8 protein-coding genes are annotated in these 12,441 nt (G+C 65.9%); 3 read left to right on the top strand and 5 right to left on the bottom strand.

All coding sequences use genetic code 11. The annotated features are described in order from the left end of the window. Window positions 1-172 precede the first annotated feature (172 nt). The 3 genes from H8A92_RS27425 to nirB are packed head-to-tail and all read right to left on the bottom strand — an operon-like array spanning window position 173 to window position 5,647. A complete protein-coding gene (locus H8A92_RS27425; protein WP_229198648.1) occupies window positions 173-2,839 on the bottom strand; it encodes a nitrate reductase in 2,667 nt (888 codons plus the stop codon). A 22-nt stretch (window positions 2,840-2,861) separates the two neighbouring features. Beyond that, on the bottom strand, window positions 2,862-3,191 hold the full coding sequence (gene nirD, locus H8A92_RS27420) for a nitrite reductase small subunit NirD (RefSeq protein WP_146991496.1): 330 nt from the start codon (window positions 3,189-3,191) through the stop codon (window positions 2,862-2,864). Next, entirely contained in the window at window positions 3,188-5,647 is a 2,460-nt protein-coding gene (nirB, locus tag H8A92_RS27415; RefSeq protein ID WP_229198647.1) for a nitrite reductase large subunit NirB, read from the bottom strand. The genes nirD and nirB overlap by 4 nt, the downstream gene beginning before the upstream one ends. 115 nt (window positions 5,648-5,762) lie before the next feature. Here nirB and H8A92_RS27410 point away from each other — a divergent pair, with 115 nt between their 5' ends. The 3 genes from H8A92_RS27410 to H8A92_RS27400 are packed head-to-tail and all read left to right on the top strand — an operon-like array spanning window position 5,763 to window position 9,304. Then, window positions 5,763-6,239, top strand: a complete 477-nt coding sequence (locus H8A92_RS27410; protein WP_229198646.1) for a hypothetical protein — start codon at window positions 5,763-5,765, stop codon at window positions 6,237-6,239. 47 nt (window positions 6,240-6,286) lie between these two features. Beyond that, window positions 6,287-7,546 carry an MFS transporter gene (locus tag H8A92_RS27405; protein ID WP_229198645.1) on the top strand — a complete coding sequence of 420 codons (1,260 nt, stop codon included), beginning with the start codon at window positions 6,287-6,289 and terminating at the stop codon, window positions 7,544-7,546. A 30-nt stretch (window positions 7,547-7,576) separates the two neighbouring features. Continuing rightward, window positions 7,577-9,304 carry a bifunctional protein-serine/threonine kinase/phosphatase gene (locus H8A92_RS27400; RefSeq protein ID WP_229198644.1) on the top strand — a complete coding sequence of 576 codons (1,728 nt, stop codon included), beginning with the start codon at window positions 7,577-7,579 and terminating at the stop codon, window positions 9,302-9,304. Window positions 9,305-9,320: 16 nt separating this feature from the next. On the opposite strand, the gene H8A92_RS27395 is transcribed toward H8A92_RS27400, so the two are convergent. After that, window positions 9,321-10,544: an ABC transporter substrate-binding protein gene (locus H8A92_RS27395; protein WP_229198643.1), complete on the bottom strand. Its 1,224-nt coding sequence runs from the start codon at window positions 10,542-10,544 to the stop codon at window positions 9,321-9,323. Window positions 10,545-10,581: 37 nt separating this feature from the next. Then, the gene (locus tag H8A92_RS27390; protein ID WP_229198642.1) at window positions 10,582-12,366 is read right to left on the bottom strand and encodes an acyl-CoA dehydrogenase family protein; all 1,785 of its coding nucleotides are present in this window, start codon (window positions 12,364-12,366) and stop codon (window positions 10,582-10,584) included. Window positions 12,367-12,441 lie beyond the last annotated feature (75 nt).

The following is a 12,441-nucleotide window of genomic DNA, read 5'->3' as shown; positions in this document are numbered from 1 at the left end:
CATGGCCATGGCGGCGGGCACAGCCACAGCATGCATGCCGGCGGCGCCACTCGCGGCGGCGGATTTGCCGGCGACGCGCGCCACGGCAACGATGTCTATACCAATGCGGCCTCCGACGAGGAGGACCGCCTGCTCAACAGCAAGCTGAAGAGCATCTGCCGCGGCTGCTAAACTAGGACGCGATCGCCGCCTGGCGCGGCTGCGCGGTGGCGCCGATCAGCTTGCCGATCTCGGGCTTGCAGCCACCGCAATTGGTGCCGGCCTTCAGACAGCGGCCGATCGCATCGACGCTGTCGGCCCCCTTCCTGATCTCGGCGGTGATCTGGTGTCGTCCGACGCTGAAGCAGGAGCAGACGATTGGGCCGACATCCTCGCCGGCCCCGAACGGCCGCCCTGCGAGCAACGACATCCGCGCATTGGCCGAGAGTTGTTGTTCCGCAAACAGCCCGGCCAGCCAGGCCCGCGACGGCAGCGTGTGATCGGGCGCGATGAACACGCAGCCCTCGAGCCGGCCGTCGCGCACCGCCGCGTAGCGGAAACGTCCTGCGGCGGGATCGCGATAGGCGATCCATTCGATCTCGACGCCTTCGAGGCCGAGCTGCGCCCTCGCCCAGTCGCGCCAGCTTTCCGGGCGGATGTCGAGCGCCAGCTCCAGCCGCGTGCAATCGCCGGCCTTGCCGTAAACCCAATAGCCCGACGCCGGACGCTTGATGGCATCGCGGCTCAGGATGAAGGCATGCCATTTCGGCGCGTAAGGATCGGCCTTGACTGGCGTGTGCTTCGACTCCGGCTGACCAGACACGGGGTCGACGACCGGATTGACCAGCGCGTTGACGCGTCCCTCGCCGGCGAACTCCTCGTTCCAGTGCATCGGCACGAACACGCAGCCGCGGCGCTGGTCGGAGCTGACCACGACGCGCGCGATCATCTCGCCCCAACTGCTCGTCAGCCGAACCAGCCCATCGTTTTGCAGCCCGGCCTGTCGGGCATCCTCGGGATGGAATTCTGCATAGGGCTCGAAGATATGCGACAGCAGCCGTCCGGTTTTCCCGGTCCGGGTCATGGTGTGCCACTGATCGCGTACGCGCCCGGTGTTGAGCACCAGCGGAAAGTCGCGGCTGGTCGCGTTGCGCGCCGCGCGCGGTGCGACCGGCACGAAACGGGCCTTGCGGTCGGGCGTGAAAAACTTCTGACTCCCGAACATCCGCGGCGTGCCGGCCGGATGGTCCGACGTCACCGGCCACTGCACCGGCGCCAGCGCGTCATAGCCGTCATCGTCGAGCGCAGCCAGCGCCGAGATGTCGAAATCGCGCTGGCCGTTATTCTCGAAGCCCGACAATTCGGCGTGCTCGCGGAACACCTCCGCGGCTGAAGCGTAGTGGAAGCCGGGATATCCCATGCGGGCGGCGACATCGCAGATGATCCGCCAGTCGGCGCGTGCCTCTCCGGGCGCCGGCAGGAACGGCCGCTGCCGCGAGATCCGGCGCTCGGAATTGGTGACGGTGCCGTCCTTCTCGCCCCACGCCAGCGCCGGCAGCAGCACGTCGGCATGGCGCGTGGTGTCGGTGTCGCGCATGCAATCCGTCACCACGACAAGCTCGCAGGCGTCGAGCGCGGCACGCGCGCGGTCGGCATCGGGCAGGCTCACCACCGGATTGGTCGAGATGATCCATACCGCCTTGATGCGGCCGTCGGTGATGGCGTCGAACATATCGACCGCCTTCAGCCCACCCTTCTCCGCAATGACAGGCGCGCGCCAGAACCGCTGCACCAGCTCGCGGTGCGCTGAATTCTCGATCTCCATATGCGCAGCGAGCTGGTTGGCGAGCCCGCCGACCTCGCGGCCGCCCATCGCGTTGGGCTGGCCGGTGAGCGAGAACGGCCCCATGCCTGGGCGGCCGATGCGCCCAGTCAGGAGATGGCAATTGATGATGGCGTTGACCTTGTCGACGCCGCTCGACGACTGGTTGATGCCTTGCGAATAGAGCGTGACGACGCGCTCGGTCTTCGTGAACCAGTCGAAGAACAGCCCGACCGCGCCTTCGCTCAGGCCGCAGGTCGCAGCCGTCTGCGCGACCGATTGTCCGCCGACCTGCTTGAGCGCGTCGACGACGCCTGTGGTGCAATTGCCGACAAAGCCGCGATCGACCGCGTTGCTGCCGGCGAGGTATGCGAACAGCCCGTTGAACAGCACGCTGTCGCTGCCCGAGCGCAGCGGCAGATGCAGATCAGCGCCTTCGCAGGTCGCGGTGCGGCGCGGGTCGATCACCACAATCTTGCACGCTGGGTTCTTCTCCTTTGCCGCTAGCATGCGCTGGTGCAGGATCGGATGGCACCAGGCGGCGTTGGAGCCGACCAGCACCAAAAGATCCGCCTGCTCGAGATCCTCGTAGCAGCCCGGCACGGTGTCGCTGCCAAACGCGCGCTTGTGCCCGGCTACGCTCGAAGCCATGCAGAGCCGCGAGTTGGTGTCGATATTGGCGGTGCCGACAAAGCCTTTGGCGAGCTTGTTGATGACGTAATAGTCCTCGGTCAGCAGCTGACCGGACACATAGAACGCGACCGCGTCGGGCCCGTGCTCGCGGATGACCCGGCTAAAGCCGTCGGCGACACGAGCGAGCGCGTCGTCCCATGTGGCCGGCGCGCCGTCGATAACAGGCTCCAGCAGACGTCCGTCGAGATCGATGGTCTCGGCGAGCGCCGAGCCCTTGCTGCAGAGCCGGCCGAAATTGGCCGGATGCTCCTTGTCCCCCTCGACCCGGACCGCCCCCGCCGCGTCCTTCGACGCGATGACGCCACAGCCGACACCGCAATAAGGACACGTGGTCTTGACCAGCATTGCAGGATCTTTCCCTCGCTGCTCAGCTCACCGCAGCCGCCTGCCGCACCGACAGCCAGACAATGCCGTTCTCGACCTTGGCCGGATGGGTATGCGTGCAGCCCTCGTCGGGCGCGACCGCCTGGCCACTGGCCAGCTCGATGACGAAGTTATGCAGCGGACAGGTCACGCGCTTGTTGTGCACGATGCCCTGCGACAGCGGCCCGCCCTTGTGCGGGCAGCGGTCGTCGAGCGCGAACACCTCGTCGCTCTCGGTCCGAAACACCGCAATGTTGCCGCCCGGCGTCCGCACCACGCGCGAGCCGAGCCGCGGAATGTCGTCGAGCGCGCCGATTTCGATCCAGCTGGTCATGCGAGCTCCAATTCGGCGAGAGGCGCGAACTCGTTGCGGTCGACGCCGCGGCTGGCGCGCTCGGCCCACGGATCGGTCTGCGCGAACTGCTGCGAGTGAGCGAAACGGCCGAACAGCGCCTTGCGGTTGGCCACGTCGTCGACCACCCGCTTCCTGATCTGCTCGAGCCCGACGCGGTCGCACCATTTGTACATGCGCTCGAGATACCAGCCCTCCTCGCGATAGAGCTGGGTCAGCGCCACGATCACCTCGAGCGTCTCGTCCTCGGTCTCGACCTTGGTCAGGAACTCGGTGCCCTTGATGTGCAAACCGGCGGCGCCGGCGAAATGGATCTCGTAGCCGGAATCGACGCAGACCACGCCGACGTCCTTGCAGGTCGCCTCCGCGCAGTTGCGCGGGCAGCCGGAGACGCCGAGCTTGACCTTGGCCGGCGTCCACGAGCCCCACATGAACTTCTCGAGCTTGACGCCGAGGCCGGTGGAATCCTGGGTACCGAAGCGGCACCATTCCGAGCCGACGCAGGTCTTCACGGTACGCAGGCCCTTGGCGTAGGCATGGCCCGACACCATGCCGGCGTCGTTGAGGTCGGCCCAGACCGCCGGAAGGTCTTCCTTCTTGACGCCGAGCAGGTCGATGCGCTGGCCCCCGGTGACCTTCACCGTCGGAATGTTGAACTTCTCGGCAACGTCGGCAATCGCGCGCAGCTCGCTCGGGGTAGTGACGCCGCCCCACATCCGCGGCACCACCGAGTAGGTGCCGTCCTTCTGGATGTTGGCGTGGACGCGCTCGTTGATGAATCGCGACTGCTGGTCGTCGCGGTATTCGCCTGGCCAGGTCGCGAGCAGATAGTAGTTCAGCGCCGGACGGCAGGAATGGCAGCCGTTGAGCGTCTTCCACTCCATGAAGCGCATCACGGCCGGAATGGTCTTGAGCTGCTGCTCGACGATGACGCGGCGGACGTCGTCATGGCTGTGATCGGTGCATTTGCACAGCGGCTTGACCTTCGGCGCCGCCGAATAGTCGCCGCCGAGCGTGAACGCCAGCACCTGCTCGACCAGGCCAGTGCAGGAGCCGCAGGACGATGACGCCTTGGTATGGGCGCGGACGTCGTCGAGCGTGAACAGCTTCTTCTCAGAGATCGCCTTGACGATCGCACCCTTGCAGACGCCGTTGCAGCCGCAGATCTCGGTCTCGTCGCTCATCGCGGCAACCGAGTTCTGGCCGCTGACGCCGCCGTCGCCGAGATTGGCGGCACCGAACACCAGGCGCTCGCGCATATGCGAGACGTCGGTGCCGTCACGCAAATGCTGGAAGTACCAGGGACCGTCGATAGTGTCGCCATAGAGCACGGCGCCGACGATTTTCTTGTCCTTCAGGATGATGCGCTTGTAGACGCCCCGATTGGCGTCCTGCAGCACGATTTCCTCCTTGTCCGGCCCCGGCGCGAAGTCGCCGGCCGAGAACAGGTCGATGCCGGTGACCTTCAGCTTGGTCGAGGTGACCGAGCCGTCATAAGTGGCGAAGCCCTTCATCGCGAGATGGTTGGCGCAGACCTTGGCCTGGTCGAACAGCGGCGCGACGAGACCGTAGGTCTGGCGGCGGTGCTGCACGCATTCGCCGACCGCATAGATGCGGCCGTCATAGGTCTGCATGGTGTCGGAGACGACGACGCCGCGCTCGCAATAGAGCCCGGCCTTCTTGGCGAGCTCGAAGTTCGGGCGGATGCCGACCGCCATCACCACGAGATCGGCCGCCAGCTCGGTGCCGTCGCCGAAGCGCACGCCGGTGACGCGGTCCTCGCCCAGGATCGCCTGGGTTTGGGCCGGCATCTTGAACACCATGCCGCGCTCTTCCAGCGACTTGCGCAGCAGACCACCGGCCACCGGATCGAGCTGACGCTCCATCAGGGTGTCGAGCAGATGCACGACCGTGACGTTCATGCCGCGCTTCATCAGCCCGTTGGCGGCTTCGAGGCCGAGCAGGCCGCCGCCGATCACGACTGCGTTGCGATAGTCGGTCGAGGCCTTGATCATGCGATCGACGTCATAGATGTCACGGAAGCCGATCACGCCCGGCAGGTCCTTGCCCGGTAGCGGCAGCATGATCGGGTTTGAGCCCGTCGCAATCAACAGGCGATCATAAGGAACGCGCTCGCCGGCCTCGGTGACGACTTCGCAGGTCCGGCGATCGATCATATTGATCGTCTCGCCCTTGCGCAGCGTGATGTTGTTGTCCTCGTACCAGTCGACGGTGTTGAGCATGATATCGTCGACGGTCTTCTCGCCGGCGAGCACCGGCGACAGCAGGATGCGGTTGTAATTGCCGTAGGGCTCGGAGCCGAACACCGTGATGTCATAGAGATCGGGTGCGCGCTCCAGCAGCGCCTCCACGGTGCGGATACCGGCCATTCCGTTGCCGATCACCACGAGCTTCTGCTTGGTCACCTTGTCGAGCATGGTCTGCCTTTCAATTCCGACGGCTGTGCTCAGCGACGCGGCGCGCGTCGTCGATCGACACCGATAGAGGTTTGGAGTTGTTAGGAAGCCCAGCCGCGGGCGCAGACCGTCCTCAATGACGATCGATGTTCCGTTACTGATTAATATTCAAAACGCGTGCCAATTCTTGACGGGCGAATCTGACAACAAAATCAACGGGTTTTCGACGAGCCCTAATCTCCCGGTCGCCCCGGCGCGCGGACTACCGGCCGAATTTTTAGCCACGCCGATGATCTCTTGTGCATCACAGCATCAAAGCAGCGATCATGATCGCGAGCCCGTCCCCGGGACGCGATCGCATGCCGACATGCGCATCGCACAAGAAAGCATCAGCGTGCGCGTTTGCGCGGCGGCGCTTGCTGCAAGCCTCGCCAATCCCGCGCACCGGACGCTACCCGCGATCTCGCTGCAACGCCTTGCGACTGCAAGGCAAAGCGACGCAATCGACTCGATGGCACGGCAATTGCTGACCTCACCTATTGACGGAGTGCGTCTCAACGACGAGCGCGCTCGCGCATTCACCCACATTCGATTTTATCTGCGCCCGGGATAGTCGCGATTTTGCGGCTGCCTCCGCCGCATCAGCGCGAGACGTGTGCGATGAAGCTAGCCGAGTTCAAGAAGGCAGGTCACTGGCCGACCCTGCTCGCTGCGTTCCTTTACTTCGACATCAGCTTCATGGCGTGGGTCGCGCTCGGTCCGCTGATCGTCTACATCGCGCGCGACATGAATCTGGCCGTGAACGAGAAGTTCACCCTGGTCGCCATTCCCGTGCTCGCCGGCGCGCTGCTCCGCGTGCCGATGGGCATTCTCGCCGACATCATCGGCGCCAAGCCCACCGGCATCATCGCCCAGCTCGTCGTCATCGCCGCAACCGCGTCGGTGTGGCATTTCGGGTTGACAAGCAAGCTTGCGATCGAGCTGTTCGGGCTTGCCCTCGGCGTCGGCGGCGCCTCGTTCGCGGTCGCCTTGCCCCAGGCCAGCCGCTGGTACCCGCCGCAATATCAGGGCGTGGTCATGGGAATTGCCGGTGCCGGCAATATGGGCGTCGTGCTCGACACGCTGCTCGCACCGAGCATCGCCGAACATTGGGGCTGGCAGGCCGTGTTCGGCTGCCTCTTGATTCCGATGCTGATGGTGCTCGCCTATTACGCGTTCGCGGCCAAGGACGCCCCGGGCGAGCGCAAGAAGATCTCGCTGAAGGCCTATGGCGCGCTGCTGAAGGATTCCGACAGCCGCTGGTTCATGTTCTTCTACTTCATCACCTTCGGCGGCTTCGTCGGCCTCGCCAACGCGCTGCCGCTCTATTTCACCGTGCAGTATCATGTCTCGGGCGTGGCGGCCGGCATGCTGGTCGCGCTGATCGTCGCGTTCGGCTCGGGATTCCGCCCCGTCGGCGGCATGATCGCCGACCGCATCGGCGGCATCCGATCGCTGTCGATCCTGTTCGGTGTCGTGGTCGCTGCCTATCTCGTGATCGCCTTCATGCCGGAGGGCCCGACCGCGCCGGCCGCAGGCGGCTGGGCATTGACCGAGCTGCCGCACATCGCCTGGATCTCCGTGCTGCTATTCTCGATCGGCGTGCTGGCGCTCGGCATGGGCAATGGCGCAGTATTCCAGCTGATCCCGCTGCGCTTCCGCCACGAGATCGGCTTGATGACCGGACTTGTCGGCTGCGCCGGCGGCGTCGGCGGCTTCTTCCTGGCGCAGACGCTCGGCTACGCCAAGGGCATGACCGGCGGCTTCGGCGCTGGCTTCCTGTTCTTCGGCGCGCTGGCGTTGCTTGGCTTCATCGGACTTGCCATGGTCAAGGTCCGCTGGCGCACCACCTGGGGCGCAGTGTCGGGAGCGCGCGTCTGACGGCTCCCTCTGGAGAGGACGGGCTCGGACGTGGCGAACGGCGCGCAACGACATTTGCCGCGAGACCTGCAAAGGGATCTCGGCGTTCGCGTAGGCTTTGCCAGCGAGACCGGCAAGCGTGCCGCCAATGAAGACTACGTCGCGGCCTGCCTTGGCCAGCCGGGCACGCTTCATCGCGACGTCGTAGCCGCGGTCGCCGACGGCGTCGGCGGCCACAAGGGCGGGCGCGAAGCCGCGGAAGTCGCGGTCCGCAGCTTCATCGACGCTTACTATTCACTGCCCGAGACGCTCGGCGTGCGCCGCCGCGCCGCGCGGGCGCTGGAAGCCGCCAACAGCTGGATCTACGGCCAGGGCCGCGTCGATGCCGCGCGCAGCGGAATGGCCTGCGCGTTCTCCTCGATTGTCCTGTCACGACGGCAATGCCATGTGATCCATATCGGCGACACCCGTGCCTATCGCCTGAGCGAGGGACGGCTGGAACGTTTGACGCAGGATCATATCGCCGGCCGCGGCGACCTCGCCCATATGCTGAGCCGCGCCATCGGATTCGAGGAGTTCGCCCGCTTCGACTATACGTCCGTCGGGCTGCGGCAGCATGACCGCCTCCTGATCTGCAGCGACGGGGTTCACGGCGCGCTCGCCGATTCCCGCCTGCAGCAGCTGCTGGAGGAACGCACGCCGCCAGACAAATCGGCACGCAGCGTCGTCGATGCCGCGCTCGCGGCCGGCAGCAGCGACAACACGACCGCGCTGGTGCTCGACGTCGTCGACCTGCCGCCGGCGGATCGCGACGATCTCACCCTTGCGATCGCAACGCTGCCGATCCTCGATTTGCCTGACAGCGGCGACACGATCGACGATTTCGCGCTTGGCGACGTACTGTCCGACGGACGCTACAGCCGCCTGTTCAAGGCGACCGACAAGCGCGCCGGCCGCGAGGTGGTGCTCAAGTTTCCGCATCCGCGGGTCGCCAGCGAAGGCTCTTATCGCCTCGCCTTCGTGCGCGAGGCGTGGGTTGCCGCGCGCGTGCGCAGCCTGTGGATCGGTGAGATCATCGAGGTGCCGGCCGAGCGGCAGACCCGGCTCTATTCGGCGATGCCGCTCTACGAGGGTGAGACGCTGGAGCAGCGGCTCAATCGTGCGCCACGGCTGTCGCTCACCGAGGGCATCGCAATCGCGACCAAGCTGGTGCGCGCGGTCACGGCGCTGCACCGCGCCGGCATCATCCATCGCGACATCAAGCCCGACAATGTGATCCTCGCGAAGGACGGCGGCTTGCGGCTCGTCGACCTCGGCGTCGCGCGCGTGCCGCTGCTGGAGGATTTTCCGGCCGAGGATGTTCCGGGCACCGCGAGCTACATGGCGCCCGAGCTGTTCGGCGGCAAGGCCGGCGACGAGGCCTCCGACCTGTTCGCGCTCGGCGTCACGGTCTACCGTATGTTCACCGCGAACTATCCGTTCGGCGAGATCGAGCCGTTCTCGCGGCCGCGCTTCGGCAAGCCGATGCCGCTGTCACGTTACCGGCCGGACCTGCCGGCCTGGCTCGATGCCGTGATCGGCAAGGCGCTCAGCGTCGAGCCCACGCAACGCTTCGGCGACGCCATCGAATTCGCGCACGAGCTGGAAAACGGCGCGACTTGGGCTGGCCCCGCCGTCACGACCCGCAAATCGCTGCACGACCGCGATCCCGTGACCTTCTGGAAGGTGCTGTGCGCCATCCTTGCCCTGGTCATCGTGGTGCTGCTGGCGCGGCATTAAGGCGGCGACCGCAAACTCACCGGGCTTTCTGCTGAACCTGCGGACAGCCACCTTCGGCGAGCGGCCGCCAGGCTTCGTCCGGCGAAATCGTCGCGATCACCTTTTCATAGTCCCACGGCTCGCGCGATTCGGATGGCGATTTGGCCTGAACGAGATACATGGAACGCATGACCTGTCCATCTTCGCGGATCCCCGCATCCTGCGTCATGAAATCGTTGACCGGAAGCTTGCGCATCGCCGCGGCAACGGCGTCGGCATCGTCGGTCCCGGCCGCCTGCACCGCCTTCAGATAATGCATCACTCCGCTGTAGACGCCGGCCTGGATCATGGTCGGCGCCTGCCCGTGTCGCCGCGCCATGAAGCGATGACCGAAGGCGCGGGTCGCCTCGTTCTGGGTCCATGAGAACGACGTCGCGTAGATGATGCCCTGCGCCGCCTGAAGGCCAAGCGAATGCACGTCCGTGATCAGCATCAGAAGAGCGACAATGCTCTGGTTGGCGGATTTCCCGATACCGAACTCCGCAGCCTGCTTCAGGCTGTTGACGGTATCGCCGCCCGCATTCGCCAATGCAATGACCTTCGCCTTCGAATTCTGGGCCTGAAGCAGGAACGACGACAGGTCCGAGGCGCCGAGCGGATGGCGAACCGAGCCAACGACCTTGCTGCCGGCGGCCGTGATGAAGCTTGATGCGTCACGCTCCAGTGCATGACCGAAGGCGTAGTCCGCGGTCAGGAAGAACCACGTATCCGCGCCCTGCTTCAGCATCGCCTTGGTGACGGCTGAGGCTTCGGCGTAGGTGCTGTAGGTGAAATGAAACCCATATGGCGAGCACTGCTTTCCGGTCAGATCGGAACTGCCGGGCCCGGAAATCACAAAGATGCGCTTCTTGTCGCGGGTGATGCCCTGAATGGCCAGCGCGGTCGCCGAATTGCCGCCGTCGGCAATCATGTCGACACCGTTCTCGTCGATCCAGCGACGCACAATGCCGGAGGCGACATCGGGCTTGTTCTGATGGTCGGCCGATACCAGCTCGATCTTCTTTCCAAGCACGGTCGGGCCAAAATCCTCGATCGCGAGGCGGGCCGCTTCCACCGAGCCCTCGCCCCCAAGGTCGGAGTAGAGGCCCGACATATCGTTGATGACGCCGATGCGCACCACGTCGCCGGAGACTTGCGCGCGCGCGGACCCGACCGCAGCGAGACAAAAGACTGCCGCAAGCACGGCCGCAATCGATCGCATGGAAACCTCCTCCTCGACGTTTCTTGATCTGCTGCGGTCAGGCCGTCAGGAGCCGGGCCGCCGCAGCGAAAGTGACGGGCGCATCACCGAGCACCAGCGCGATGGCATCGCGCTCCCAAGCATCGTCGGCCGGAGCCAGTGGGTCCTTGGCGGTCAGGCGATGCTCGAGCACGAACCGCGACAGCAGCAGCCGCCGCGGATCGACCTCCGCCTGGCACCCTTCCCAGGCGAGCATGATCGCCGATGCCGCATGGTAGAGCGCGCTGGCGGCAAGCCGCGCTGAATGCTCCGACTGGCGATCGGCCGCGATCTGCTCGGCAAAGGCGATCGAGCGGTCGAGCGCGGTGCGAAGCCGCGTGCGGTACGGATCGGGCAGGCTCGACGCCTCGTCCAGGCGCGCCTGCAAGGCCTTCGCCAGAGCCCCCTGCGCGCCGCTCTTGCCGACGGCGCGCGAGATGATGTCGAGCGCGTTGATGTTGCTGGTGCCTTCCCAGAGCACGCCGACATGGGCGTCGCGCACCAGCCGCGGCTGCACCCATTCCTCGATGTAGCCGTTGCCGCCGCGCACCTCCATCGCGCCGGTGGCGACCGGAATGTTGTCGCGGCAGGCGCGGTACTTCAACAGCGGCGTCAGGATGCGCAGCAGGTCCCTCGCTTGCGCCGAGCCGGCATTGGCATCGTCCATCGCGCGCGCCGCCACCAGCATCATCGACAGTGCCTGCTCGGTCGGCACGATCAGCTTCATCAGCTGCCGGCGCAGCAGCGGGAAATCCATGACGCGCCGGCCAAACGCCGCGCGCGATGAGGCGCTGACCACGGCTTCGTTGACACAGCGCCGCATCATCGCGGCGGCACGCACGCCGTGCGACAGGCGCGAGAGGTTGACCTGCTCCATCATCTGCTTGAGGCCCTGCGAGGGATCACCGACCAGATAGGCAACGGCATTGTCGAGCCGGATCTCGCCCGACGCCATCGACTTGGTGCCTAGCTTGTCCTTGAGGCGGACGATCCGGTAGCTGTTGCGCCGGCCGTCCTTGAGGCGGCGCGGCAGCGCGAACAGCGCGAGCCCCTTGGTGCCTGCGGGTGCGCCCTCAGGCCGCGCCAGCATCAGCGCGACGTCGGCATCGGCGTGCGAGCAGAACCATTTGTCGCCGGTCAGACGCCAGACGTCGCCATCGCGGCGCGCGACTGTCTCGACGGCACCGACGTCGGAGCCGCCGGCGCGCTCGGTCATGAACTGCGTGCCCTTCCACAGCGTCGCGATGTCGTCCGACAGCATCTTCGGCAGCAGATAGGCCTTGAGTTCGTCCGAGCCGAATTTGCGGATCAGATGCGTCGAGGTGTCGGTGACGCTGATCGGGCACATCAGCCCGAACTCGGACTGCACGAACAGGTACTGAAATACATATTTGGCCACGGCCGGCAGCGGCCGGTCCATGCCGAGCACACCGGCGCGATGGCTCATGGCATGAAACTGAAAATCCCCGAAGGCGATCGCCTCCATCTCGCGATAGGCCGGATGATAGTCGATCCAGTCCTCGTCGCGGCCGTAGGCGTCCCTTGGATTGAGCACCGGCGCATGCCTGTCGGCGACCCGGGCCAGCCGATCGAGCCTGCCGCCAGCCAGTTCGCCAAGACGCTTGAAGTGCGGCTCCAGCCGCTCGCGATCCTCGCGCGCCAGATAGAGCCCCATAAGGCCGCGGAGCCCGCGATCGAGATCATAGAAGTTGAGGCCCGCGCAATCATGCGAGATGTGGCGGGCCGGATCGGCCGGCACGCCGGCATCGTCGGGGCTGCGAAGGTCGCGCGCGCTGATCTGCATCGGGGTGCTCCCTTTGGGATGACGTCGCAGCAGCCTTGCCGGCGTGCGCGATGTCATCGGTGTTCAAACTTCGCC

It is taken from the genome of Bradyrhizobium acaciae (assembly GCF_020889785.1).
Classification (GTDB): domain Bacteria; phylum Pseudomonadota; class Alphaproteobacteria; order Rhizobiales; family Xanthobacteraceae; genus Bradyrhizobium; species Bradyrhizobium acaciae.
The sequence above is the reverse complement of the archived record's forward strand: the minus strand, read 5'-3'. Positions and strand labels throughout refer to the sequence as shown.